The 25,449-nt window shown below is 59.6% G+C and carries 20 protein-coding genes and 1 tRNA gene; 2 read left to right on the top strand and 19 right to left on the bottom strand.

Annotation, left to right across the window (positions count from 1 at the left end):
- Window positions 1-129: 129 nt before the first annotated feature.
- From C6Y62_RS15580 to C6Y62_RS15555, 5 genes are all read right to left on the bottom strand, one after another.
- Window positions 130-4,017 carry an ATP-binding protein gene (locus C6Y62_RS15580; protein WP_173954703.1) on the bottom strand — a complete coding sequence of 1,296 codons (3,888 nt, stop codon included), beginning with the start codon at window positions 4,015-4,017 and terminating at the stop codon, window positions 130-132.
- Between the two features lie 192 nt (window positions 4,018-4,209).
- Window positions 4,210-4,839, bottom strand: coding sequence for a GIY-YIG nuclease family protein (locus C6Y62_RS15575; RefSeq protein WP_173954702.1), 630 nt, complete (start codon window positions 4,837-4,839; stop codon window positions 4,210-4,212).
- Window positions 4,840-5,017: 178 nt separating this feature from the next.
- The gene (locus tag C6Y62_RS15570) at window positions 5,018-6,139 is read right to left on the bottom strand and encodes a hypothetical protein (RefSeq protein WP_173954701.1); all 1,122 of its coding nucleotides are present in this window, start codon (window positions 6,137-6,139) and stop codon (window positions 5,018-5,020) included.
- A gap of 931 nt (window positions 6,140-7,070) precedes the next feature.
- Window positions 7,071-7,649: a hypothetical protein gene (locus C6Y62_RS15565; RefSeq protein ID WP_173954700.1), complete on the bottom strand. Its 579-nt coding sequence runs from the start codon at window positions 7,647-7,649 to the stop codon at window positions 7,071-7,073.
- Window positions 7,650-8,387: 738 nt separating this feature from the next.
- Window positions 8,388-8,948, bottom strand: a complete 561-nt coding sequence (locus C6Y62_RS15555; RefSeq protein ID WP_173954699.1) for a recombinase family protein — start codon at window positions 8,946-8,948, stop codon at window positions 8,388-8,390.
- Window positions 8,949-9,167: 219 nt separating this feature from the next.
- Between C6Y62_RS15555 and C6Y62_RS15550 the strand changes: the two genes are divergently transcribed.
- Together C6Y62_RS15550 and C6Y62_RS15545 are read left to right on the top strand one after the other, a co-directional pair.
- The gene (locus C6Y62_RS15550) at window positions 9,168-10,229 is read left to right on the top strand and encodes a site-specific integrase (RefSeq protein WP_173954698.1); all 1,062 of its coding nucleotides are present in this window, start codon (window positions 9,168-9,170) and stop codon (window positions 10,227-10,229) included.
- A gap of 229 nt (window positions 10,230-10,458) precedes the next feature.
- Window positions 10,459-10,989 (top strand): recombinase family protein, encoded by a 531-nt coding sequence (locus tag C6Y62_RS15545; RefSeq protein ID WP_173954697.1) that lies wholly within the window; start codon window positions 10,459-10,461, stop codon window positions 10,987-10,989.
- A gap of 58 nt (window positions 10,990-11,047) precedes the next feature.
- On the opposite strand, the gene C6Y62_RS15540 is transcribed toward C6Y62_RS15545, so the two are convergent.
- From C6Y62_RS15540 to C6Y62_RS15475, 14 genes are all read right to left on the bottom strand, one after another.
- Window positions 11,048-11,122: transfer RNA gene (locus tag C6Y62_RS15540), tRNA-Asn, on the bottom strand.
- 447 nt (window positions 11,123-11,569) lie between these two features.
- On the bottom strand, window positions 11,570-12,970 hold the full coding sequence (locus C6Y62_RS15535) for a L,D-transpeptidase family protein (protein ID WP_173954696.1): 1,401 nt from the start codon (window positions 12,968-12,970) through the stop codon (window positions 11,570-11,572).
- Between the two features lie 219 nt (window positions 12,971-13,189).
- Complete coding sequence (gene thiL, locus C6Y62_RS15530; protein ID WP_173954695.1) at window positions 13,190-14,224, bottom strand: thiamine-phosphate kinase; 1,035 nt, start codon at window positions 14,222-14,224, stop codon at window positions 13,190-13,192.
- A complete protein-coding gene (gene nusB, locus C6Y62_RS15525; protein ID WP_068465363.1) occupies window positions 14,205-14,717 on the bottom strand; it encodes a transcription antitermination factor NusB in 513 nt (170 codons plus the stop codon). Before nusB ends, thiL begins: the two co-directional genes overlap by 20 nt.
- The gene (ribH, locus tag C6Y62_RS15520) at window positions 14,714-15,232 is read right to left on the bottom strand and encodes a 6,7-dimethyl-8-ribityllumazine synthase (RefSeq protein ID WP_173954694.1); all 519 of its coding nucleotides are present in this window, start codon (window positions 15,230-15,232) and stop codon (window positions 14,714-14,716) included. Before ribH ends, nusB begins: the two co-directional genes overlap by 4 nt.
- A gap of 3 nt (window positions 15,233-15,235) precedes the next feature.
- Window positions 15,236-16,378, bottom strand: coding sequence for a 3,4-dihydroxy-2-butanone-4-phosphate synthase (ribB, locus tag C6Y62_RS15515; protein WP_338074378.1), 1,143 nt, complete (start codon window positions 16,376-16,378; stop codon window positions 15,236-15,238).
- The gene (locus C6Y62_RS15510; protein WP_173954307.1) at window positions 16,375-16,983 is read right to left on the bottom strand and encodes a riboflavin synthase; all 609 of its coding nucleotides are present in this window, start codon (window positions 16,981-16,983) and stop codon (window positions 16,375-16,377) included. The genes ribB and C6Y62_RS15510 overlap by 4 nt, the downstream gene beginning before the upstream one ends.
- A gap of 20 nt (window positions 16,984-17,003) precedes the next feature.
- Window positions 17,004-18,182 carry a bifunctional diaminohydroxyphosphoribosylaminopyrimidine deaminase/5-amino-6-(5-phosphoribosylamino)uracil reductase RibD gene (ribD, locus tag C6Y62_RS15505; RefSeq protein WP_198491412.1) on the bottom strand — a complete coding sequence of 393 codons (1,179 nt, stop codon included), beginning with the start codon at window positions 18,180-18,182 and terminating at the stop codon, window positions 17,004-17,006.
- Window positions 18,183-18,187: 5 nt separating this feature from the next.
- Entirely contained in the window at window positions 18,188-18,715 is a 528-nt protein-coding gene (gene nrdR / locus C6Y62_RS15500; protein ID WP_068458840.1) for a transcriptional regulator NrdR, read from the bottom strand.
- Between the two features lie 232 nt (window positions 18,716-18,947).
- Window positions 18,948-20,222, bottom strand: coding sequence for a serine hydroxymethyltransferase (gene glyA / locus C6Y62_RS15495; RefSeq protein WP_173954693.1), 1,275 nt, complete (start codon window positions 20,220-20,222; stop codon window positions 18,948-18,950).
- 150 nt (window positions 20,223-20,372) lie between these two features.
- Window positions 20,373-21,611, bottom strand: coding sequence for a 5-aminolevulinate synthase (gene hemA / locus C6Y62_RS15490; protein WP_068458838.1), 1,239 nt, complete (start codon window positions 21,609-21,611; stop codon window positions 20,373-20,375).
- A gap of 205 nt (window positions 21,612-21,816) precedes the next feature.
- Complete coding sequence (locus C6Y62_RS15485) at window positions 21,817-23,079, bottom strand: L,D-transpeptidase family protein (protein ID WP_338074371.1); 1,263 nt, start codon at window positions 23,077-23,079, stop codon at window positions 21,817-21,819.
- 395 nt (window positions 23,080-23,474) lie between these two features.
- A complete protein-coding gene (ldtR, locus tag C6Y62_RS15480) occupies window positions 23,475-23,996 on the bottom strand; it encodes a transcriptional regulator LdtR (RefSeq protein ID WP_173954691.1) in 522 nt (173 codons plus the stop codon).
- A gap of 205 nt (window positions 23,997-24,201) precedes the next feature.
- Window positions 24,202-25,326, bottom strand: a complete 1,125-nt coding sequence (locus C6Y62_RS15475) for a 3-hydroxyisobutyryl-CoA hydrolase (protein WP_173954690.1) — start codon at window positions 25,324-25,326, stop codon at window positions 24,202-24,204.
- Window positions 25,327-25,449: the final 123 nt, after the last annotated feature.

Here is a 25,449-nt window from a genome sequence, read left to right as displayed (position 1 = left end):
CTGGCCCTTCAGGCGCACGCTCATGCCACTTGAAAGAATATCGTGAAGTCGCGAAGCACCTGAGGCCGCGTTGAGATCAATGAGAGTTTTCTACAGAGGCATCCGCGAGATGACCACAACAGTCAGCGCCTAAAGCCGGTCCTCGTCATCGCTGGTCTGCTCGCGCTCAATTTCGCGCTCCAGCGCACTGTGGGTCTCGCGCGCCCACATGGCCAGCTCTGGAGTCGGGTGAGAAAACCAGGACTCAAGTGGGGCGAGTATAGCGTTCAAAAACGGAACTCTCGACCCCCACCAGGAGGAAGGACGGAGTCTGGCGGCGAGGCCCACCTGAAACGCTTTCCACTTCCCGAATTCATCAGCGAGCCGCTGCATAGATGGATGCCAGTGCGCGTCGCCTGCCGCATCAGTTTCCAATATCGGATAGAAATCGCATGGGAAGCCGGAGCGGAGCCTCGGATCCCCCCGCACCCAGTCGAAAACCGCGGATTCTGGCACTCCAAACAGGACACCCGCGTTTTGATACTCCTCTGCACTCTCAGGCGCCCCGACAAGCGCATCGAGTTGATTCCGTTCGATAGGACTCGCATTCTCATAAAACCGCGCCAACTGATGCCAAATCACTAAAGGCGTCGTCCGCACGAGTAGCACGGTTACACTCCTGAACGGTCCATCGAGTGCCGAAAACACATCGTAGTCTCGGGTCTTGCACAAGGCGATGATCTGATCACACAACGCGCCCACGAACGCCTCGTCCAGGGTGCCCCTCTTACTGACAATCTCGAGTAAAGACTCAAAAACGAACCCGTCTCGATTCGTTTCCACTCCTTCTGCGACAACTACCGGAGACGCGAGCAGGTGCTTGATCGTCGTCTCAATAATCGGGTCCAGTCGATCACGACCTAGCTGATACATCTGCAGCACCTGCATCGTGCTCCAGATTCCTTCCGCGTCGTTGCGGCGGGCGAGCGCGTCCAGGAAGGGCTGAAGCTCGTTGGCTGCAAGTCCGTCAAGTCCGCGGCCATAAGAGAGCACAACACATTCGCCCGGGTTGAGACTTCCGTTATCCAACGCTTCAACGATCTCAGCAAGGCGGGCTGGTGTTATCGATACTGCTGTATATGCGCGTATCAGATCGTTCTTGAAGGTTTCGTAATCCCTCAGCACCTCTAGCGCACGGGTACCTTCATCGGGATTTCGCTTATCGATACCGTGCAAAAGTCCCCTTATGAACTGCAGACTTTTTTCGCTCGTCGAGGCTTCGTATGTCTGGACAGCTAGCTCCAGCAGTTCGACCGGATTCGCCGCCCGCAAAGCCAACTCGTTCGAGAACTCAAATCCACTATTTAGCTTCTGACCGGCCATGACTTCGACAGCACGTCTTGAGAGCGAAGCATCAACTGATATCTCTACTGCAATCTTCCGCGCCATGCGGGTAGAATAGTCGAAATCCTTAGTCCCATCCGATCCTGATCGGTAGCGAGAGTCGGGATCACGAATATCGGCGCGCCAGAACTTTGTGTAGAGCAATGCTTTATCGACGACGTCAGTAGGCATGAGGTCGTCGTATAGAGATCTTACCTTGTCGACGAATTCCTGGGGCGTGCCCTCCGCATCAAAATACAACCAGTCTCCTACAGCCTCTAGCGCCTCAAACCACTGTTCCTTGACAGTCCGAACCTCCGCGATGAATGCTTTGATGTCGTTGAATAGACCATCGGAGAGTAACCCGCGTAGATGCGTAGTGAAGATCGTCTCGCAGCGAGGCGCGCGGCCATCACCTCGCCTCCAAACGGCCGTAAGCCGAGAAAGTCCTTGACGGTGAAATTCAAAAATCTCGCCCCAGGTGGTGGGCCGCCAATCAACTAGCGCGGGCCGTGTACCGATTTTCTCAGCTCCGCTAGCTCGATTAAAGTGTGCTGTTTCGAACGTTCGAGCGAGCGCCTCAAGGCAGACATCGATCACCGCATCCTCGCTGGATGCGAGGCCTTCGTCCAAGACCACAAACCTCTCACTTGGGCCTGCCTCCGTGCCGCTCAATTGGAGCTGAAAAAGTTGCTTAAACTGACCAAGTGCGTTGTTGCCCCACGACTCATTCTCAGCGGCTGCCAATCGCATCAGAAGCCGGGCGGCAATCGCAAACGTCTGGCGACGAAAGGCTAGCTTTTCTAGAGCCCAGACTATCTGCCTGCGTCCAACACGGGACGCATTCAACTCGTCCAGGGAGGTTTGCCTAAAAACACGGTGTAGCGTGGCAGCGACCGCGTCCGGCGCGACATGGACAAGCGCGTTTAGCGATGACGAGCCTCGCTCCGAATCCAGTCCCTCAAAGGTGCCAAGCATCGATTCGGGTTGAAGTAGCCGCTGAGCTACTGTGGGCGCCAACCTGGTTTCATCGAAGTAGCGCCATTGCTCGAAGAAGAGGGCGAGAACTCTATCTGGCGCCTGTTGAACAAAACTAAGAACGGTTGTGGCGCGACTGGCGTCGAGACGCCTTCTACCAAGAAATCGTGCGATAGGTTCCGGTTGAGCGACAAAGAACCTGCCTCTGCGGTCAACAACGTGACCATTCCTAGCCGCTTCGACCAAGTACTCGTACATTCGGTCCCCATCCAAGCCAGCCAGCTTGGATGCTATGGTGTTGAATATTTCCGTGTCGTCGTCGTCCGCACCCAATCTTGCGAATAGCGACAAACATTCAACGGCCCGACGATGGTCGCGCTCAACAACGCCGGATCCCTTCAGCACGCGCTCAACAACATCTTCGATCGACTTAAGGTTTGGCGGCTTTCCTTCATTGCTCTCCGTCGCTAGGACAGCAATTCGAGGAAACCCGCCGCAGAGGTCCGCAACGTAGTCGACCGTTGCGCTGTCTGCACTGTTCAGGCGCTCCCTAATTATTGCCTCCACAAGAGCCCGATCACTCGGTCCGATGTTGAGGCTCAGGAAGTTGCTTCCTTGAAGTTCCCTCTCCTCGATATCAATCGTGACGATGCGAAGCTCAGAGCCCTCGTACGCAGCGATATCAGACAGTTCGCTCGCAACCTCGCGCGGACATTCGTCAACAACCAAGATTGCCGACGAGGAAGCATGGGCGATGGACTGCGCCACCTGAACGAGCTGATGATATCCAACAATCCTGTAGTCACAGAAGATCGCTGCATTTTCCGTAACAAGTTCCGCGATGTCAGAAGCGCCTTTGAACGCTTCGGACACGAAGCGGCTTTTTCCGACGCCCGAAGGACCGACTACTCTCACGCAGTTGCCGGATGTGAGAAGGTGGGCAAGAAGGCGTTCCCTCGCTTGCTCAGCGTTCACCGTGTTTCTAGCGGGATCTCTTCTCTCCGTCGTGCGTATCTCTCCTCCCAGTGAAAACCTTGCGCATTCATCGGCTACGTATTTCACGTTGGCGCGGTTGACCTGCTTTTCCCATCCATCGCGTGTCGTGAACCCCGCGAGAGGAATTCCGAGGACACGCGAATTCAGCCAGACCGCTACTGAAGGATGTTGCGAGGCCCAGGCCGCAATCTTGTTAGCGTCGTAGATGTCGATTCCTGACAAGACCGTGGGATCGCCGTCGGCTTCTGCGATGCCGTCTCTGATCGCTTGAATCCGCTCATCGTATGCAGGCCCCACTAGTCCCGTGGAAGTGAAGCCAATGTATGAGGCGCCGTTCTCAACCGCACTGATCAACGCCTTGGAGAGTTTTCGCTTTGCGTTTGTCTTGCGGCTCGATTTGGTCCAAGCCTCTTTCTTCCAACCCGAAGGGCCGGGGTCGCCCGCCTTTGCCTGGAAGATGCAATAGCGCGATGGAAGATAGTTGGTCTGCTCGTGGCCACCAGTCCAGTATATCCGAGCGTCCTCGCCACCGTCAGCCACAGTAATTTGCAGCGGAACCGATACTGAGCGCAGTTGGATTCCCGCCAACTGTGCTTCGGCATGCAGAAGCCTTCGAAGAACCTCGACAAGCCCGTTTGCGTCGAGTCCCTCTATGCGCTGCGGCGAGACATCGAAAATCATCGTTGGCCTCAGGTATGGATCGACAAAGGCCTCGCCTCGAAGCCGTGCGAGGAAGCTAACGGCAACAATGGCCGGGTGGACTTACGCGCGTCTAAGTCTAATTTCGCGTCACCCACACCAAAGTGCGCCTGATTGGGTGGAGATCATGCGACTGCCGCTATCGGGATCCCGCTACCCTTACTCATTCGGGCGTTAGCGGATACGCATGCCTGCCTTGTTCCAGGGCGGCTGGATCATCTTTATCAGTCCAGCCTCAAGTCCTGCTGCCGTGACGACAGGAAGGCCATTCCATTGAAGAGCAGGAGGTGTGGCGACATAAACTTCGACAACTGTTCCCGCTGCGACGTGTTCGTTGATAATTTGGTTTACACGCGCGCTAGTCCTCTGGCCTTTCTGCCCTACGCGGTAGTTTGCCATGCGGGTGCGGATGCCGGCACGGCTTACTCCCACGTACTTGATCAAGCCTTGCACCACGAAGGCGTAAACCCCCGCATCTCTAGGCGCCCCGGTGTCGAGCGCAATTCCTCCGACTCCGTCGCCCACCCAGGTACCTACCTTTTCGAACCCGGCGTCGACCAGCACCTCTATGGCGACGTCCTCCCTAACCTTCGAGATAGACTTGGCCTTCGACACCACGGCAATGCCGCGGTGAACGCCGTCTTCGATCCCGGCATCGACGGCAACCTTGCGGACGTGCTGGTATCGGATGTCGAGAAACTGAGCGATCTCAGTTCTTAAGTAGCCTTCACGAAGCAAGGCGCGAATCTTGTCGCTTGTCGTCTTCAGGTTCTCGACGACGACGGAAATTGGTCGCTTGGTCACCTCGCATCCCCCCGATCTAGCGCTGAACCACAAAAGCCGGAGAGCCCCGCGATGGCGCGCGCAATCATACCTTTGCCTTAAGGGCTGTCGGCGCTGGTCATCCGCTCGCCACCTCGATACGGACCACTACGCGGTCGGCTCCAACGGGACTCACCGGGGCCGACGTAATGAAGTGGGCTCAGCCATCCTTCCAGTATCGGCCGGCCTGATTAGAAAGTCCCACAACCTCACCAGTAAGTTGGGTCGGCGGAATGAAGAAGAACTTCGAGCGAATATCAAGTGAAGCACAATCTCTCATCGCTTCGATGACGCGCAGCGCTTCATCGATCAAGGTATCGACCGTCATTGGCCAATGCTTCAGGTCGGCCCTCCAAATGTCGGCATCCGCATCAACATGAGCCGTCACCTTGTTCCGTGTTTGCTGCCATGCACCGAGATCCGGATGCGGATTGTTCTTCAGCGCAGCAAGGCATGATGCCCCGCACCAGCCATCGCTGGTCCAATGGTCCAGTACGCAAAGATCGACCTTTCCGTGCTCATTCTGCACGCCTGAAACGAAGAGCAACTCCCACAGCGCGCAATAATCATTCAGCATCATCTCCGCGAACAAACGCTCGACCTCGCATCCTCGGCTAACGGCCTGCAACATGATCCGCACCTGCCGTAGAAACGTTGCAATGCCGGTTGCCCGGATTGTCACGTCTTGGGCTGGATGTCCTCCAGGCAGCGACGCCACGATCCCTGCCGTTCCGATCCCCGGATAAATGTTGGCGAGTCTGGGGCGATTTGGATCTCCAAGATAGGTGTCATTGCGCCATACCTCCTGCCACGTTTGCTCGACAGAAAAAGTGAACGCGCCGGGATAAGCTAGCGCAGCAGGATAGCTGTTTGCGATCCTCAACAGTTCGGCATCGATCTCCTTGAGGTCAGAAGCCAGCACGGCATAGGTCGTTTCTCCCATGCATTTCCAGGCATCGACGATCCGCATTAGGTCGAGGTGCAAGGCATGCGCTGCGAGGGCATCACGGCCGGTCGCCATGTCGCTCTTTTCGAGATCTTTGCGGAGTCGCGCAATGAGGTCCTCCAAACGCCCGATCTCCTTCTTCTGAGTGGGCGGAAGGGCGTCACGAATGCTGTTCTTTAGGCGCGCCACCAGGGTCAGGAGCGCATCCAATTTGACAAGCCCATGCCGCGCAACAATGCGCTTTTCCATCTCGTGTTCGATCAACGTCGTCAATTCGCCGATCGTTAGGAAATCCGAGATGAGACGGGCAACCTTTCCAGGAAGATGTTGGGCCATGAGGCCTAATCTACACGATGCGAATACTCATTGGAAGCTTGCCACCCAAGTGGCGCGCTCAGGTTCTTGAGCAGCGAATGCGGTCATGTGAGCACCAGCTCGGGGGATGGTGTTGGTGACTTGTCAGAATTCCCTCGGACCGCTGAACGTCACGTCTGGGTCGGTTTTTCACCGGGAGCGGCCCTGCTCTAACCCGCTTCTGGGCTGTTCAATATCGCCGCTTAAATGTCAGCTTCTGGGACGAACTCCCGTCGTCTACCCGCGCATTGTTGGCTACCGGCGCGTAGCCGCACGGCTAACGCTGTGCCAGGCCCCCCTTGGCCAGCGCTTCGATGACACGGGCCGCCAGTCGGCGTAGGTTGAGCGCCTTCATCCGAACTTTGCGGTCCAGGCGCCATGGCATCCCTACCGAAATTCGATGTCGAGCACATGCTCAGCATGTACGCGACGAGCTTCGTGATCATGCCTGCTTACGGCATCTACGACGAAGAAGTCGTTGAGCATTTCAAAAACCGTTCAAAATGTTCTCGGAGAGCGTTGCGAAGGCGCAGTATCATGAGGCCCGGTTTGAGCTGACTAATGACGCCGACCGCAAGGCATTTTTAGCTAAGCCCTAGCGGCTAAATCGAACCGATCACGGCCAGATTTTCATCGTTCGGTTCGGCGCCCCGCTCAGAAATGAGCAGCGGCATTGCGGTCGCGGGGCGACAGGGATGTGAGCGACTTCCGCGGGTGGAACCGAGCATCAGAAGCGCTCCGTCGCGCGCCATGTCAGCAGCAATCTGTGAGCGGACCTGGTCGGCGATCGCATCAGAATGTCGACCACGATTCGGCCGACTTCCGCTAATGGGACCGACCACCTACGCTGGGCTCTCGTCGCGTAACTTCGGGTTGGCCAGAACCAGTCGCCGGCCTGTCGGTGCTCACGCCATTAGCGGAAGCGATCTGCCCCAACCCAACCGACGTCATTGTGCCACTCGGGCTTTAGGGTTCCGAGAACGAGGCCCATCCAGCCGAACCGCTCATCGGAACCGAGATTGGCAAACTCTTGACGGAACGCCATGGCCTGCCACGCTACAAGATCACCAACTGTGATTGTTGGGCCATCCTTCGATGCCGTTTGCGCCATGACGCGAAAGCCACCGTCTCGACTGCATACGAGAAGAAGCGCCGTTTGAATCCCCTTCGCATCGGTTGCAACTGCCTTCTGCGTGCCGAATTCCTTCGATGCGTCAAGAACTATGGCTGGCAGGAATACTCCTTCGGCGAGATCACTTTGCATTTGATGGCAGGCGTATGCGAAAGCGGCGTCGTTCGACTTGAAAGCGAGCGGCCCAATTGGACTGACGCTTGAAGCCGCTCTCTTCTTGCCACGCAACCAGTTAAACATAATGACCTCACGTAATGTGAGTTCGATCCTACCGAGTGCCGTGAGCAGACTCAATGAGCTGCCGCGCGGCGGCCTCGATTCGCACACGCGCGAAATTATGAGCCCGCCTTTCTCGCGCATCGACTTCGCAGCTAAGCTTGCTTGTATGCTCGTGATGCTTCTTGCGGGTCAAAATGGACGGGCAGTACCAATAGTTGGAAGAAGTTGGCCGAGACAGGTCGTGAGATCAGCAGGTTAGATCGCGGAGGCGCATGCCGGTTTGTCTCTCAGCAAAGGAGACAGACCATGGAAGACCATCCTAATGCACCTACTGTCACCGAACCGGCTGCCAAGCCCGCTCGCGTCCCCTGGAACAAGGGCAAGCTCGTCGGAGCCAAGCCACCACTGCGGCCAAGTCACGTCTGGTCAATCCGGACGAAGCTCCAGATCGAGGGCAAGAAAAGGGATCTGGCCCTCTTCAACCTGGCTATCGACAGCAAGCTGCGCGGGTGCGACGTGGTCGCTGTCCGTGTCGATGATGTTGCGCCAAAGCGGCTACGCCATGGATCGCGCAACGATCCGCGAAATTCGGCACCCACTCACTACGCCGAACCAAGGCCGTGCTCATTTACCGGCGCACGGGAAATCTACGCGCAGTGCAACTGTTGCTCGGACATTCCAAGATCGAAAGCACGGTCCGTTATCTCGGCATCGAGGTCGACGACGCCATAGAGATTGCGGAGAAGATCGACATCTGACACGTCGACGCGATTCTTCAGATTCCGGACATGGTCGGCGGCGCTCGCTGCGTCGCCGACCACTGCTATGCGGATGGCAGCTATTGGGACATTTCGTATTTGCTCGACGGCCATTCCCGGCTCACTTTTTCAACGTCCTGACCACAGCGCGCCTGAGCGTTGATCTTGAAACTGAGAGTCCGGTCGCGACGTCGCGAACCGATCGGCCAGCGTGAGTGATCGACCGGCGAGCCGAAACGATGTCAGCCGTGGAAAGTTTAACCGGTCTCCCCAAGACAGCACCGCGTGACTTGGCTGCCGCCATCCCGGCTCTTGTGCGCTCGCTGATAAGAGCACGCTCGAACTCCGCCAGCGCCCCCATGATGTGGAAGAGAAGGCGGCCTCCTGCCGTTCCAGTATCAATGGCCTCCGACAGACTGCGGAAGGCGACGCCGCGCGCTTCCAGCTGCGATATTAGCGATATCAGGTGCGAGAGGCTGCGCCCGAGGCGATCGAGCTTCCATGTGACCAGCACATCTCCGGACCCCAACTCAGCGAGAACCTGATCCAGCGCAGGCCGGGTCGTGCGCACACCCGATACATAATCAGTGAAAACCCTATCGCAGCCGGCGCGTTGGAGCGCATCAAACTGCAGAGCGGGGTTTTGCTCGTCGGTGGAAACGCGGGCGTACCCGATCATCATGCACACAAACCCCAGATACCTTTCCACGCCCGGCCGAGCCAAACGCGATCGTCAGGGCTGTGCATAAGTATCAAAAAGGGTCCCTTTTGCTTCAGGCATGTCGCGCTGGTTTTCGAAAGCTCGACTGCCCGTTTTTAAAGGGTAACTCACGCTAACCACGTCGCAAACAAGGCTGCACAGAAATGCACCCTTTTTGAAACGAGGAGCTTCGGCGCCCCCATGAAGAGTGAATTGCTGGGTACACAAAACTTGGCTTACGACCTTGCGGCTGCCATCGAGAAAAACCTCGGCCCTCTACTGCGCAGCCTCAGCGAAGGGGCCCCAGGTCTGCAGGGACGATCCTTCTCGCCAGTTGGCGGGTTGTCTCGATTGCCGAAGGATCTAAGGGTTTTAGGAATGCCCAACGAGTATGAGCGCATCAACGCTACGGCCATGGCGAGAAAATCCGCTCATCAACTTCGTAAGTGGCGCGTCGAACGCGCGACAAGCGTCGAAATCTTTGCCAACGCAATCGGAGGCAACTACCTCGTGCGCGAGCTGACACTCGAACACGCCCATATTCTGCATCGCTTCTGGCAGCAGCGCGCACTCGCCGGCGAAGTTCGTATCAACTCAGCCAATCGGCTGATGAGAAATCTATCTGGTCTTTACGGAACCATCCACGCTCACTATCGGCTGGAGTTTGAAAATCCATTCGCCAAGCTGAACCTGCGTGGAGGTCGCGAGGGGAAGCGTATAGCATATCGTGCGAGCTTCGTACGCGACCAGCTATTAGCTGAGGGTGCGCTTGACAGCCTCAACCCCGAAGCTCGCCGTATCGTCTACCTCATCATTGAAACCGGCCTGCGTCCGTCCGAGGCCTGCGCGCTCGATCGCTCGACGATAAATCTCGAAGGATTGATCCCATTTGTGCAAGTGACCGACGATATGCGCCAGACGAAAACTCCCGGCTCGGTTCGTGCGGTTCCCCTCGTCGGAGTGGCCTTGGCCGCAATGCGCTTGCAGCCGGATGGATTTCCACGATACCGGGATCGCGCCAACGTTGCTTCTGCGACAATTAACAAGGCCCTCTCGGTCAGAAACCTCAGGCCGGCCGGAAAGCTGCAAACTCTTTACTCTCTCCGCCACACGCTGGTGGATCGATTGCGTACTGCCGAGGCTCCGAAAGACATTCAGGAGGACATCCTCGGCCATGTGCATATGTACGGTGAGGGAACCTCGCTAGAGCATCGCCAAACGTGGTTGCAGCGCATTGCGTTTGAGGTGCCGGCAAGGCTTTGACAGTCGAAAGCCATCCTGCCGCGAGAAGTCGGCACCGGAATTCTGAGCTCATTGAGCTTCGGCGCAATGCGCCAGCGACGCAATCATCACACATGCACCAACGCGGCAGGCTCACGAATGGTGATGGAACCAGCGCAGCAAGTACGCTCTTCCACGCTATTGCCCCCGCATCCCCGCCATTTCACGAAATCCTCTCGACTGCCCGTCATGAGTGCGTCATCACATCTGCATGCTACAGAACCTGGACGCACAGCCAATTTTGACATCCGCATCCACGCGCATAGATGCGGCGCGATGCGCTGGCCTGAACGTCGGTCTACGAAGTCTTTCGCATCTCATCGCGCTGATCGCTAGGCTGGGGCGGCGCGGGATAACTTTCAGATCACTATGCGAGGCGAACGATACGCAGAGCCCGGCAGGCCGGCTCATGTTTCACGTTCTGGGGGCGCTTGCAGAGTTTGAGCGCTCTTTGATTGTTGAGCGGACGACAGCCGGATTGGCTGCCGCCAGGGCGCAAGGAAAGGTTCTCGGCCAACCGTCCAAGCTATCGGCTGCGCAAGTTGCGATAGCCATGCGCGATCACGGCGCCCGCTCGCGGAAATCGGGAAGTGCTATCGATTTCCCAGGCGACTCCTGCGGCGAGTGCTCAAGGAACACGGGTCGAGCGTCGACCAGGAACGCGAGAAATTCGCACGTGGACAGAGACCTATTGTTCCACATGATTTCGCCGCGCCTACTGCAAGGCATTGAAATGACTTAGCAGGTTCGAATCCGCCGGCGGATTCGAACCTGCTAAGTCATTGATTTATAAGGGTTTTTGGCTCCGCGGGTAGGATTCGAACCTACGACCATCCGATTAACAGTCGGACGCTCTACCACTGAGCTACCGCGGAATACTGCCTTGAAGGGCGAGCGCGCCTATTAGCAGAAAGCTACGGGGTGGACCAGCATTTTGTGGCAGCCAGTCCCCGTCGGCACGGCCCTTGAGGTCTCACAATCGGACTTTTTAATCAAGGGGTTCTGATGAATTCTTCGATGTTATTTTGCCCGAGCCCCGCTTTTGTAGAATGAGGGGGGCAGACGCGGCACCGACAATGGGCGCGGAACGCCTTGAAACCGGCTGAGAAATGCCTGCACGGGGCAACAAACACCGCGGCTACACCGCGTCGTGATTATCCGGTGCGACCAAAATGCCCGAGTAGGAAAGCGCGCTGCTCCCTGCTTCACAATCCCCGACGCCGACCGATGTCACGCCTGAAACCATGATCGCTTCGGCCCCCTTATCAGTCCGAAGCGATGAATCATCAGCCCGTCACGAAGCTAAGGCGCGAGACTTGAAGCTAAGGTGCGAGACTGGCCGCCGGCATAGGATCGTTGGGATCACGGTCCATCTCGGCGATCTGATCGGCAGCGCCGTCACGGCCGTAGATGTCCGGCCGGAACTCCACATCGCCGTCACGCTCAGCCCAGGCCGTGATGTAAGTGAAGAAGACCGGAACCGGCCGGCTCAACGTAATATCGACCGCCTGGCCATTCTCCACGATCCGCTGAGATTCGCCCGCGCCGCCCCAATTCGGTTCGTATGCTGCCAGCCAGTCAACGAGGTTGAAAACGCCCTCCACGCGCACGCAGCCGGCGCTGAAGGCCCGCGAGCGTTGACGGAACAGTTCCTTCATCGGCGTATCGTGCAAATAGACCGTGTGCTCGTTCGGCATGTCGATGCGCACCAGTCCGAGCGCATTCTGTGGCCCGGGGTCCTGACGGAAACGCAGGCGCCGCGATTCCGGCAAATCCCAGTTGACGGAATGCGGATCGAATTCGGTCGTGCTGCTGGGATCAAGCACGCGGATCTTTTCGTTGGCCAGATAATCGGGCTCTTTCTTCAGCCGCGGAATGAGATCGGCATGCGCGATGCTGTCTGGTACGCGCCAATAGGGAAAGAAGTTCAAGCCGCGGATCGTTGCCTTCAGCGACGGTGACTCGCGCCCCGCGCGGCCAACAATAACGCGATGGCGCTGCTGCACTTCAAAGCGCTCAACGGCTTCAAGCTGGAACCCCGGCACATTGATCAGGACGTAGCGATCTTCGCCGCCCATCGACAGCAGATCGCGAATGCGATTCAGATTGAGCCGCAATTGCTGGATGCGCTCGTCGACCGAAGCGTTCAGCGCCGGATAGGTGGAACGCTCGACACGCCCCGTTGGACGCAGGCCGTGGCGGCGCTGGAAATTGCGCACTGCGTCGGCAAGATCGCCGTCGAAGCTGTACGAGTTGTAGTAGTTCGAGCGCGGCTTCAGATCGCCGGATGCAATCAGCCGCTTGCGCAGAATGGCAACGCGGTCGTCGTCCTCGCCTTCGCGCATCATGCGGCCCGGCGGAACCACCGGCCAACCGCCAGCGGCAGCAATTTGCTGATAGCGGGCGATCGCCGATTCCATGAACAGAACCATCTCGTCAGAACGCAGCGGCACGGCGTCAGGACGCAAGTCGTCCAGCACCTCCGTCGCCTGCGCCTGTCGCTGGCGCGCGCGCTCTTCCTCGCGGCGACCGGAATAATCGGGCGTGCCTGAACCGGTCAGACTTTCCCACCAGTTCGATTGCGCCTTCGCCGGTGTCGGCAACGTCGCCAGCAGAACGGCCAGCACAGCGACGACAATACCCACGCTGAGATTGAAAGCCTTCACCCCAAGCGGAGTAAAATCCAGATCGAAGTGCCGCGCACGGGCGCGATATACCTGCATAAAGTCGTCCTGCTTCTGCCCGACTGCTTCAGCCCATTCACTTTACACTGAATGAGCACAAGTAGTTGTCGATGCGCCACTGGCGTCAGCGTCGCACGAGCTGTCTCAATAGTCGCCAGGATATGGCTAAACCAAGACACCAATGTGTTGGCTAACTATTCAAGAGAAAAAGCCGCGACGCCAAACACTGGATATCTAAGCCAACGCATTGATTGGCGCTCATGCAAAATGATCCCAACCCTTATGCAGAAAACGGAGAGGCCGGTTCGTCGCATCAACCGCTGAAACGCCAGTATCAGCCGGCGTGATGTGCCCGATATGCGTCACACATACGCGATGCTTATTTGCTGCCGCCTCAAATTCAGCGGCATGCGCTTCCGGCACGCAGGCCAGCACTTCATAATCTTCGCCACCGCTGAGCAAATCGAGCAGCGTTGTTTCGCCTGCAGCCAGCAATGCGCGCGCAGGGGGAGAGAGCGGCACCGCCTCTGCCTGCAGTCTGCCGCCAACACCTGACGTCCGACACAGGCGCTCGAAGTCCTTCATCAGGCCGTCGGAGATATCCATTGACGCGGAGGCAAACCCGCGCAAAGCCGGGATGACATTCAGCGGCGGCTGCGGCTTCACAAGCCGCGCAATCAGATGCTGCGCCGTACCTGCCGGATTATCCCAGCGCGCCAGCATTGCTGCATCCCGCTTCAGCGCAAGCCCTAGGTGGGCATCACCGATCGTGCCCGTCACATAAACGCGGTCGCCGACACCGGCACCGCTGCGGCGGATCATTTGACCTGCGGGCACTGTGCCAAATGCGGTGATCGAAATGCTGAGCGGGCCGGGCGTACGGTCGGTGTCTCCCCCCGCCAGATGACAACCGAACGCCGCCTGCGCTGCGCTGAGACCATCTACGAACGCCTGCAACCACTGCGACTGCGGCCGTTCAGGGAATGCGATGTGCATGAGGTAGGCGAGCGGCGTAGCGCCCTTGGCGACGAGATCGGAAACGTTGACGGCCAGCGCCTTCCAGCCAATAGAGCCGGGATCTTCGTCGGCAAAGAAATGCACACCGGCGATCAGCGCGTCGGTACTGACGATGAGCTCTTCGCCCGGCGGCACCGCAATGGATGCCGCATCGTCCTTGAGATCGTAAGCGCCGGCATAGCACTTGGCCAGCGGCGCCCAGAATTCGGCAATCAGCGTTTCTTCATCGCTGTTGAGGTGCAACGGTCCCGCGTCGTCACTTGGGTCGGTTGTCATTGCGGTTGAACTCCGTCGCGCGCAGGGAGCGCCCCAGTTTGTCCAACACGCCGTTGACGACTTTTGGCTCGTCCTCCGAGAAGAACGAGTGCGCCACGTTGATGTACTCGTTGATCACGACGCGGCCCGGTACATCCCGGCGTTCCATTAGCTCAAACACACCGGCACGCAGAATAGCGCGCAGGATGGCGTCAACACGCACAAGCCGCCAGCCTTCGGCAAGCTGCTGATCGACCAGCGGATCGATGTCGCGCTGCCGACGCACGACACCACGGATCAGTTCGGCAAAAAACGCCGCGTCCGCACCAGCGGCTGCCTCATCGCCCGGCTCCAGCGGAAAGCGCAGGCGGACGAACTCATCGATCACGGCGTTGAGGTCGGTACCCGCCATATCCATCTGATAAAGGCCCTGCACGGCAGCCACCCGCGCCGCCGTGCGCGGCTGTAGCGCGATCTTGCCCGGTTGCGGCGTCACGTTACCGGTGGATGTCATGCACTTTCTCCCCCGGCGCGTCTCGTTTCAAACGCGCGGCCAATCTCAATCAGTTGCATGCAGGCGTTTGCAGCGTCGGCGCCCTTGCCGCCGTTGGCGCGCGCCAACGCCTGCTCCATGGTGTCCACCGTCAGGATGGCGTTGCCGACCGGCGTCGCATGCCGTGCCGCCGTTTCCATCATCCAGTGGTTGGCGTTGTTGCATACAATATCGTAGTGCGATGTCTCACCGCGAATGACACAGCCCAGCGCCACAACGCCGTCAAAACCGTTCGCCGCATCCCGGGTCAGCAGGCCCCAGTTCGCCGCCTGGATCAGCACCTGCGGAATTTCCAATGCGCCCGGCACCACAATGTGCTCATAGGCGACACCGCGCTCGGTCAGGGCCGCAACCGCATGCTCCAGCAGCAGGTCGCCGATGTCTTCGTAGTACCGGCCCTCAATGATCAGCACGCGCGCATCAAGCTTGCCGCGCGGCGCACGCTGCTTTGACTGGCTATCGGCTTTAACAATCATGTTTCACTCAATCCCGCGCGTTTCAACGACGCGCAAACCAAACCCTTCAAGCCCGACATAAACGTGCGCCGGCGAATTGGAGAGCAGGACCATGTCGCGCACGCCCAGATCGCGCAAGATCTGTGAGCCGACGCCGATCTCGACCTGCCGCCGTTCCTTCGCGCCCTGTTGTACAGCTTTCGGCTGCCCCCGCGCCTTCACCCATTCGGACAACGAATTGGAACGCAGGTCGCGGATCAACACCACAACGCCGCGGCCCGCCTGCTCCACCATGCGTAGCGAGTTCAGCACATGGCCATCGGACTGTGCGACGCCGACCACGTCACCCAGCACATTGACCGCATGCACGCGCACCAGCACCGGTTCCGGCCCCGAGATATCGCCTTTGACCAGCGCCAGATGCTCACTTGGCTCAACGGTCGTTTCATAGATGTGAAGATCGAAGCGGCCCGCCGTTGTGTCGACGCTTGTTTTGCCCGCAGCGCGCACCAGATGTTCGTTGCGCAGGCGATGGGCGATCAGTTCCTCGATCGCGCCGATCTTGAGCCCATGGCGCTGTGCAAACGGAACCAGATCCGGCAGCCGCGCCATGGTGCCGTCGTCGTTCATGATCTCGCAGATCACAGCAGCAGGATAGAGCCCGGCCAGACGCGCCAGATCCACCGACGCTTCCGTATGACCAGCACGGATCAGCACGCCGCCTTCACGGGCGACGAGCGGAAAGACGTGTCCGGGCGAAACGATATCGTCAGCGCCACGCGTCGGATCGATCGCGGTTGCAATCGTGCGCGCGCGATCGGCAGCGGAGATGCCGGTGGAGATACCTTCTCGCGCTTCGATCGATTGTGTGAACGCGGTGCGATTGCGCGAGCGATTGGTGCCGACCATTGCCTGCAACTGCAGCTCACGGGCGCGCGCGCCAGTCAGCGTCAGGCATATGAGACCGCGCCCATACCGCGCCATGAAGTTGACGGCGTCGGGCGTCGCCATTTGCGCCGGGATAACCAGATCGCCCTCGTTCTCGCGATCTTCCGCGTCAACAAGCACGACCATGCGTCCGTTGCGCATGTCCTCCAGGATCTCGGAGATCGGGGACAGGCAGCTACGGCCTTCGGAGATAGCGTGTTCGCCAGCACTGTTCGTCACGTTCTGAACTCCAGCAGGCGCGCGATATATCGCGAGAACAGATCAACTTCGAGATTGATCGATTGGCCGGCGGTTTTCGCGCCCCACGTCGTCACCGTCAAGGTGTGCGGGATGATGTTGACCCCGAAACAATTGTCGCTGACCTCGTTCACTGTCAGCGACACTCCGTCCAATGCAACGGAACCCTTGGGCGCGATGTACGGCGCCAGATGGTCCGGCGCCTCGATGACAAAGCGGCGGCTGTCGCCGTCAGCGATGATGTCGGCAATGCGCGCGACGCCATCGACATGGCCGGTGACGAGATGCCCGCCCAGTTCCTGCCCCATCGCTAAAGGCCGCTCAAGGTTGATGCGCGTGCCCGGCTGCCAGCTATCGATCGTTGTCTTGGCGCTGGTTTCGTTGGAAACGTCGGCGGTGAAGATGCTGCTGCCGGCAACAGCGCCAGCATCGTCGACGCGGATCGACGTCATGGTCAGGCAGCAGCCGTTGCACGCCATCGAGCCGCCGATTTCCAGCGTCTCCGCCGCATAGGGACAGCGGATGGTGAAGCTGCCGCCGTCCCGTCCGATCACCTCGCCGATGCCGGTGACGATACCCGTGAACATGCCGTAGCGTCCTCGCAATTTTATCTGTCTGCGCCTGCCAGCCGTGTGGCTTCACGCATCCATGGCCTGCGGAGCGTAATCATATCGTCACCGCCCAGACTTCGCCGCCCACAAATGCTGAATTCTGCCGTTGAGATGTAGGGATCGAGAGCGGCGCAAACAGCAGCGGCGGGCAAAAATACTTGCTCCGCACCGGTCGCCGCGGCTGCCGCAGCGGAACCGCGCGACTTGTATAGGACAACCTCGTCGATGAGGCGCGCCCGCGAGAAACGACGCCATGTCTCCGGGCCACCCTCCACCAGCAGGCGGGTGATGCCGGCCTCAGCCAGCGCCTCAGCGACGCCCGGCAACCACAAAGCGCCATCGACCAGCGGCAACGGGAAGATACGCGCGCCCATGGCTTCCAGCACGGAAGCATCTGCGCCGTGCGCGCAGATCACCCATAGCGGTATCCGGTCCGCCGAGCGCGCCAGTCGCGACGTTTCCAACCCTGCCGGATCGCGTGCCAGCACGACCCGCACCGGCGAGCGATCCGCCAGCCCCGGCAAACGACAATCGAGCATCGGGTCGTCATCCAGCACCGTACGGTGGCCAACCAGGATCGCGTCGGCGCGGGCGCGCAACAGATGGCCATGGGCGCGGGCAACCTCGCCCGTAACCCAGGTCGGCTGACCTGCACCGCCCCTCGGCACGTCGCCATCGGCACCCAGCGCCAGCTTTGCCGTTACCAGCGGGCGGCGCTCTGTGACACGCAGGATGTGCCCTGCGGTCAGCCAGTGGGCCTCGTCCGCCAGCACGCCGCGCGTCACCTTGATGCCCGCAGCGCGCAAGCGCTCCAGCCCCCGCCCAGCCACACGCGGATCGGGATCTTCGATCGCGCATACGACGCGGCCCAGCCCTGCCTCGACGATAGCATCGGCGCACGGCCGGGTGACGCCGTGATGGGAACAGGGCTCAAGCGTGACGTAAAGCGTAGCGCCCCTTGCCCGCCCGCCTGCCTTGGCGATGGCCGCCGGTTCAGCGTGCGGGCGCCCACCCGGAGCGGTGACACCGGTTGCGATGACTTCACCGCTTGCCTCGTCGGCAATCACCGCGCCGACGGCCGGATTGGGCGCGGTTCGCCCCAGCCCGCGCGCGGCCACCCGCAACGCAAGGCGCATCATCTGCGCGTCAAAGCGTGAGTAAGCGGCGCTCGGCATGGCGATCAATGCTTTTTCAGCGGCGCAACGCCAACAACGGCGCCCTCAAACGGAATGTGCGGAGCATCCGGGTCATCCGCCACCGGCTCGGCGATTTCGCCCAGAACCTCATGAAAATCGGCGGCCTCGCGGAAGTCGCGATAAACGGAAGCGAAGCGCACGTAGGCAACCGGATCGAGACCACGCAGCGCCTCCATTACCAGATTGCCGATGGTGTCCGAGGCGACTTCAGTTTCGCCGGAGCTTTCAAGCTGACGCACCAGCCCCGAAACCATGCGCTCCACCCGCTCGGTATCGATCGGCCGCTTGCGCAGCGCCACCATCACCGAGCGCACCAGCTTATCGCGGTCGAACGGCATCTTGCGGCCCGACCGCTTCACGACGATCAGCTCACGCAACTGCACCCGCTCGAACGTTGTGAAGCGCCCTCCGCAATCGGGGCACACGCGCCGACGCCGGATGGCCGCGTTTTCCTCGGTGGGACGGCTATCCTTCACCTGGGTATTTTCGCCAGCGCAGTACGGGCAGCGCATAGGGGCCTCCCTCGCCGCCGGTCAGGAGTGGGATGGTCTCGGCGGATCATGTTTTTAGATGGCTTCACCCGGCGAGAAAACCGCTATTCCAGCGGAAAAACGCATAAAGCCGAAGCGCAGATGACGCGCCTTCCGTTGGGCCAGCGAAATCCGCACCCGATCGCAGCGCTGAAACGAACACGGCGCGCCCGGCAGAACCGGACGCGCCGCGAATTTCAGGCTGAGAAGCCGATCAGGAGTAGATCGGGAAGCGCTGGCACAGAGCGATGGTCTCTGCCTTCACCTTCTCTTCGACGGCCTTGTTGCCCTCTTCGCCGTTGGCGGCCAGGCCTTCAAGAACCTCAGCGATCATGCGGCCGATCTGCTGGAACTCGGCAACGCCGAACCCGCGCGAAGTGCCGGCCGGTGCGCCGAGACGGATGCCCGACGTAACCATCGGCTTCTCCGGATCGAACGGAACGCCGTTCTTGTTGCAGGTGATGAACGCGCGGCCCAGGGCCTTCTCGGAGATGTTACCGGTCAGCTTCTTGGGACGCAGGTCAACCAGGATGAGGTGGGTGTCGGTGCCGCCGGAAACGAGGGCGAAACCGGAATCAACCAGCACCTGGCCCATGGCCTTGGCGTTGTCGATCACGCTCTGCGCGTAGACCTTGAAGTCCGGACGCAGTGCTTCACCGAATGCAACGGCCTTACCGGCAATCGCATGCATCAGCGGACCGCCCTGGATGCCAGGGAAGATGGCCGAGTTGACCTTCTTGGCGATTTCTTCGTCGTTCGTCAGGATCATGCCACCGCGCGGACCGCGCAGCGTCTTGTGCGTCGTGGTGGTGACGACATGCGCATGCGGGAACGGATTGGGGTGCAGACCGGCTGCGACGAGACCGGCGAAGTGGGCCATGTCTACCATCAGGTAGGCGCCGACTTCGTTGGCGATCGCGCGGAAAGCTGCGAAATCGATGTGGCGCGGATAGGCCGAACCGCCAGCGATGATGATGGTCGGCTTATGCTCGACGGCGAGCTTGTAGACCTCGTCCATGTCGATCAGGTGGGTATCGGGACGCACCTGGTAGGACACCGGGTTGAACCACTTGCCCGACTGATTGACCTTCGCGCCATGCGTTAGGTGACCACCGTGAGCCAGGTTGAGGCCCAGGATCGTGTCACCCGGCTTGGCCAGCGCATTAAAGACGCCCTGGTTGGCCTGGCTGCCAGAGTTCGGCTGCACGTTGGCGAATTCGCAACCGAAGAGCTGCTTGGCGCGGTCGATCGCGAGCTGCTCGACGATGTCGACGTACTGGCAACCACCGTAGTAACGGCGGCCCGGATAGCCTTCGGCGTACTTGTTGGTCAGTACGCTGCCAGCGGCATCAAGCACAGCCCGAGAAACGATGTTTTCGGAAGCAATCAGCTCGATCTCGTTCTGCTGACGGCCGAGCTCCTTGTTGATCGCATCGGCAATCTCGGGATCGCTCTCAGTTACGCGGGCGGTGAAAAATCCGCTGGTCATAGGTCTTTGTCCTTGGTTTTCGTAGATAACAGATATTCGCTAAGGCGCGTGGGCGCGCCCATGGGACCCATCCGGCTCAATCGGATACAGCTTATTGGACTTTTGAACTAGCCGTTTTTTGGGGGTGCGCGCAAGCGCAGCGGCCAAGCTCTACTCGGCCGCCAAGCGAACGTACTCCCCCTTCGCCAGTGGGCAGGCCTGCCACAGCGCCGAAAGCGACGCCACCAGATGATCGATCTGCTCGGGCGTGTGCACCGGCGACGGCGTCAGGCGGATGCGCTCGGTCCCGCGCGGGACCGTCGGATAGTTAATGGGCTGCGCATAGATGCCGTAATGCGTCATCAGAGCGTCCGTCACTGCCTTGCAGTGCACCGGATCGCCGACCAGCACCGGCACGATGTGGCTGGGGCACGGAATGACCGGCACATTCGCGGCCATCAAGCGACCGCGCACTTCACTGGCGCGCTGCTGAAGCTGCTCGCGCTCGATGGTGCTGGACTTCAGATGCCGGATGCTGGCGACCGCGCCAGCAGCCAGCGTGGGAGCCAGCGAGGTGGTGAAGATGAAGCCGGCGGCGTAGGAGCGGATGGCGTCGCAGCAATCGCGCGAGGCGGCGATGTAGCCGCCCATGACGCCAAAGCCCTTGGCCAGCGTGCCGTTGATGATGTCGACGCGGTCCATCACGCCGTCACGTTCGGCGATGCCGCCGCCGCGCGGGCCGTAAAGGCCGACCGCGTGCACTTCGTCCAGATAGGTCAGCGCGCCGTACTTGTCGGCCAGATCGCAGATTTCAGCGATCGGCGCGATGTGGCCGTCCATCGAGTAGACGCTCTCGAAGGCGATGATCTTCGGCGTCGCGCGGTCGTACTGCTTGAGCTGGGCTTCCAGATCCTCAAGGTCGTTGTGGCGCCAGATACGCTTGGGACCACGGCCATGGCGGATGCCGGCAATCATCGAGGCGTGGTTCTTCTCGTCCGAGAAAATCACCGCACCGGGCAGCATCTGCGCCAGCGTCGACAGCGTGGAATCATTGGCGACGTAGGCCGAAGTGAACAGCAGCGCCGCTTCCTTGCCATGCAGGTCAGCGAGCTCCTGCTCAAGCTGGACGTGATAGCGGGTGGTACCGGAGATGTTGCGCGTGCCGCCTGAGCCTGCGCCAACGGTGTCGATGGCCTCGTGCATAGCCGCCAGCACCGCCGGATGCTGACCCATGCCGAGATAATCGTTGGAGCACCAAACGGTGATCGGGCGCGAAGCCTCCGGACCGTTGTTGTAGTGCTGAGCTGCTGGGAAGGAGCCGCGTACGCGCTTCAGATCGGCAAATACACGGTAGCGTCCTTCGCGGTGGACGGCGTTGAGCGCGTCCTTAAAAATTCCAGCGTAGTCCATTCGCCGACTTCCACTCCCCAGGATCAGTGCATTACATCAGCCGTTTTCGACTTTGTTTTTCCGTTTCCCTTAGCATCGCCGGTCATTGGATGGCCAGCAACGTATCTGTTGTCGCGTGGAATTGAACATTGGCACCCGCGCGAACAACATCATGGCCAATAAATGAGGGCTAACCTTGACGTTGGTCAACCATCCAGCGCGCGATCTAATACGCCGCAGCTACTTTTCCGACGCCGTCTTTCAAATAAAGATCGGGGCGGAACTGGATAACGCCATCCGGCGTCGCCCATGCTGTAACATACGCAAAATAAAGCGGAACTGGTCTACGTAGCCGCACCGTGCGCGTCTCACCGCTTTCCCGCAGGTGTTCGACCTGATCAGCAGTTCCCTGCCCCGCCAATAGCCACGTTGCAAGATCGGCAATGTTTTGCACGCGCACACATCCCGAGCTAGCAGCTCGGAAATTGCGCCCGAATAGAGATTCTTTCGGGCTGTCGTGCATGTAAACCGACTCCGAATTGGCGAAATTAATTTTCAAGAATCCGAGCGGATTTTCTTTGCCGGCAATCTGGCGATATGTGAGCTGAAATGGCCGATTGCTGGCCCAATTGATTGCTTCAGGATCGAGCTTCTTTCCGCCCTCGTAGGCATCGATGCCGTACTTCACGAGCACGTTCTGGCCCTTGCTCTGCATGTCGCGACCCTTGGGGATCAGGTCTTCCTTGATAACCGTTGGCGGCAGCGTCCACGGCGGATTGAACGCCAGATCGGTTATGGTCGACCGCAGCAGCGGGGTAGGGCGATCTGGTTTGCCGACCACACCCGAATACCGCATCGCAACCGCGTTATTCTCGACCGCTTCAATCTGCGCGGCCGGAATGTTCACCATGACGTAGCGCTTTCGCACCATGCCCGAGAGATCATTGAGCCGCGTGAGATTGGTCTTTAGTTGAGCCAGCCGAACCTCGGACGGGACGTTCAAGGCCGCGATGGTGCGCCGGTCGACGACACCGGTCGGCGCCAGACCGTTCGATGCCTGGAAGCGCTTCACGGCCGTGACGAGATCGGAGCTATAGTGCTCAGGATAATTGGTCTCGGCCGCATCCAGATCGCCGGAACGCTGCAGACGGCGCCGCAGCACGCTGACAGCCGCGTCGGTCATGCCCGGCTCCACCTCAACCTGCGGCACCAGCGGAAAGCCGCCGGTGGCAACAATCTGCTCATAGCGCGCCACTGCTTTACGCGTCGGCTCCAGATTGGCTTTGTTGAGCGTCGGATAGCCCTTGGGCGGGTTGGCCTGCCATTCGCGGATGAAGCTACGGTCATAGCCGCCGCTGCGCGCCTGCGACGGCCCCTCACCGGTCGGTCCGAAGCGCAGAAATTCCTGAGCACCCGCATGGCTTGCCGCCAAAACGCCGCCTGCAACAAGCACTGGCGCGGCCAGCGCTGCCCATCGCTTCAAGCTCACATATCCCTCCCGCAGATCCGGCATCAACCGTCGCAGCCAGCCCTAAGACGGCAAAACACGGAAAGCCCCGGCTTTTCAAGCCTCACGGCGAAGGTAAGCCGGGCACTGAGGCAATGGCAAGGATGAGCGAGAACAGACGCGCCGCTCGGGCACGACATGACGGACGTGTGTGACGTTGGGCGCACGGATGTTGCGGCGCACGTGCCTCTAAGCATGACGCGATTTTGCGCGATCGAGGCGATGGCAGTCCCTAGTCCGCGTTGCGCTGCACCGCAATTTGTGGCGAGACCGGCCGCCAAATGAAACCGCGTAAAATGAAAAAGAAGCTGCGGGCAGATGCTCACAGCTCCTTTTAAAACCGGCGCCCGGGCTACTGCCCTGGCCTTCAGGAGGAACTACAGCCGGTAACGGATCTGATCCGACCAGAACCGCTCAAGACGAACGAGCGCCTTGTTCAAACCGCGGAAATCCTCTTCGGACACTTCGCCAACCGTCTCGATCGAACCGAGCTGACGGTTATAAAGCTTCTGCACGACTTCGCAGGCGTCCTTGCCCTTTTGCGTCAGGCTGACCCGCACGCTACGGCGATCGGTCTCCGAACGCTTGTAGTGCAGGTAGCCCATGTCGACGAGCTTCTTGAGATTGTAGGAAACGTTTGAGCCAAGATAGTAGCCGCGCGTTTTCAGTTCGCCGGCAGTCAATTCGCTATCACCGATATTGTAGAGTAGCAGCGCCTGCACGCTGTTGAGATCTGCTCCGCCGAGACGATCAAACTCATCTTTGATCACATCGAGCAACAAGCGATGGAGTCGTTCAACCAGACGCAGAGCCTGAAGATATTCGGAGCGAAAGTTCTCTTCGGCACTGTCGGTCTGCACTGGCGCGCGATGGCGCGCCACATCAAGCGCAATACTCATAACTGCCTCACACTGTTTGACGCCGGTTCCGGATGTTTTTTGTTTCTCCGGGTTGCATCGAGAGGTAAGGCATAAAACTAAAAGTCACCTAAATACCTATAGTAAAAGAATAGTAACGGGGGTGCCGCGGAACGGTTCATTCATCAATTTGGATCGCGAAGCAGCAAGAGAGATCACATCATACAAATGTTCGAAAACACGCTACTTACACCCGTGCAGCTTGCATTTGCTGACGTGTCAGCAAGATCATTTCACTATCACCAAGCGATGCAAAGTAATCATCAACCATAACGTCAGAGACATCCTCCAAACGGTGAGGATTCCAGCGTGCTCGTCCGTCTTTATCTATGAGGACAGCGCGAACGCCCTCATAAAAATCCGCTCCTTCCAGAAATCTGCACGCAAGACGGTAGTCGATTGTCAGCGTCTGTCGCAGATCGAGCGCCGTTGCATCGCGAATGTGCCGATGCGTGATCTTCAGCGACAGCGGTGAGCGCGTCGCAAGCTCATCCGCCACTTCGCCCGCCCACGCGCGATGATCGCCATCGACTGCTTGCAGGCGTGCAATGATTTCTTCAACCGTCGGCGCGGAGAAGCAGTGCGCAATCGTTGTCTGCAGCGGCGCCAGCTCCCCCGGGCCGGGATCGACATGCCGGTCATCGAGGACGGTATCGACGGGCCAGGTATCGGCGAGCGCCTGCCGGATTTCATCGAAGCGCGCAGCCGGGATACAGTGCGTCAGCAGCCCCAGCGCATAGCCGTCGGCCGCTCCGATGGTGCGCCCGGTCAGGCCGAGATACATGCCGATGGAATTGGGCATGCGCGCCAGAGCCCATGACACACCCACGTCTGGAAACAGCCCGATCGCCGTCTCCGGCATCGCGAAGCGGTAGCGCTCGCCCGCAACCCGATGGGTGCCGAACAGCGAAATGCCGACGCCCGAGCCCATGACCGCGCCGTCGATGAGCGAGATGGTGGGCTTGGAAAAGCACTCATGCAGCCAGTTGAGGGAATATTCCTCGCGGAAGGACTGCCGGGCAGCCGGCAGATCCTGGCGCGCCATGGCCACAATCTCGCGCACATCGCCGCCGGCCGAGAAGGCACGGTCGCTGGCGGACTGGATGATGCAGCAATAGACCTGTGGATCGCGGGCGAACTTCGGAAAGGCCTCCGCAAGTTTCGTGCGCATATTGAGCGAAAGTGCATTGAGCGCCCGGGGCCGATTCAGGGTTATGACTGCACACGATCCTTGGAGCTCGACCCGAAGCTCGTCAGCCGATGGGACGGCGGCCTGTTCCGGTTTTTCCTGTGCAGAGGCGGTCTCGCTCACAACTTTCTTCCTGTTCGCTGGCGACAGAGGGGCGTCGCACCATAATCGGGCCGATTTCCCTATACACTCAGGGGCAATGCGATGAAACTTGCGCGGTCGATTCGCCCATTAAGGCGCACTTTG

The sequence above is a fragment of the Hyphomicrobium sulfonivorans genome, assembly GCF_013306565.1.
GTDB classification, from domain to species: Bacteria; Pseudomonadota; Alphaproteobacteria; order Rhizobiales; family Hyphomicrobiaceae; genus Hyphomicrobium_A; species Hyphomicrobium_A sulfonivorans.
This window is presented reverse-complemented; position numbering and strand designations above follow the sequence as displayed.

Coding starts and splice junctions, on each gene's coding strand:
- C6Y62_RS15580 (WP_173954703.1), bottom strand. CDS start 4,017: ATGATTTTCGATGTCTCGCCGCAGCGCATAGAGGGACTCGACGCAAAC.
- C6Y62_RS15570 (WP_173954701.1), bottom strand. CDS start 6,139: ATGGCCCAACATCTTCCTGGAAAGGTTGCCCGTCTCATCTCGGATTTC.
- C6Y62_RS15565 (WP_173954700.1), bottom strand. CDS start 7,649: ATGCGCGAGAAAGGCGGGCTCATAATTTCGCGCGTGTGCGAATCGAGG.
- C6Y62_RS15555 (WP_173954699.1), bottom strand. CDS start 8,948: ATGATGATCGGGTACGCCCGCGTTTCCACCGACGAGCAAAACCCCGCT.
- C6Y62_RS15550 (WP_173954698.1), top strand. CDS start 9,168: ATGAAGAGTGAATTGCTGGGTACACAAAACTTGGCTTACGACCTTGCG.
- C6Y62_RS15545 (WP_173954697.1), top strand. CDS start 10,459: ATGCTACAGAACCTGGACGCACAGCCAATTTTGACATCCGCATCCACG.
- C6Y62_RS15535 (WP_173954696.1), bottom strand. CDS start 12,970: ATGCAGGTATATCGCGCCCGTGCGCGGCACTTCGATCTGGATTTTACT.
- thiL (WP_173954695.1), bottom strand. CDS start 14,224: ATGACAACCGACCCAAGTGACGACGCGGGACCGTTGCACCTCAACAGC.
- nusB (WP_068465363.1), bottom strand. CDS start 14,717: ATGACATCCACCGGTAACGTGACGCCGCAACCGGGCAAGATCGCGCTA.
- ribH (WP_173954694.1), bottom strand. CDS start 15,232: ATGATTGTTAAAGCCGATAGCCAGTCAAAGCAGCGTGCGCCGCGCGGC.
- C6Y62_RS15510 (WP_173954307.1), bottom strand. CDS start 16,983: ATGTTCACGGGTATCGTCACCGGCATCGGCGAGGTGATCGGACGGGAC.
- ribD (WP_198491412.1), bottom strand. CDS start 18,182: ATGCCGAGCGCCGCTTACTCACGCTTTGACGCGCAGATGATGCGCCTT.
- nrdR (WP_068458840.1), bottom strand. CDS start 18,715: ATGCGCTGCCCGTACTGCGCTGGCGAAAATACCCAGGTGAAGGATAGC.
- glyA (WP_173954693.1), bottom strand. CDS start 20,222: ATGACCAGCGGATTTTTCACCGCCCGCGTAACTGAGAGCGATCCCGAG.
- hemA (WP_068458838.1), bottom strand. CDS start 21,611: ATGGACTACGCTGGAATTTTTAAGGACGCGCTCAACGCCGTCCACCGC.
- ldtR (WP_173954691.1), bottom strand. CDS start 23,996: ATGAGTATTGCGCTTGATGTGGCGCGCCATCGCGCGCCAGTGCAGACC.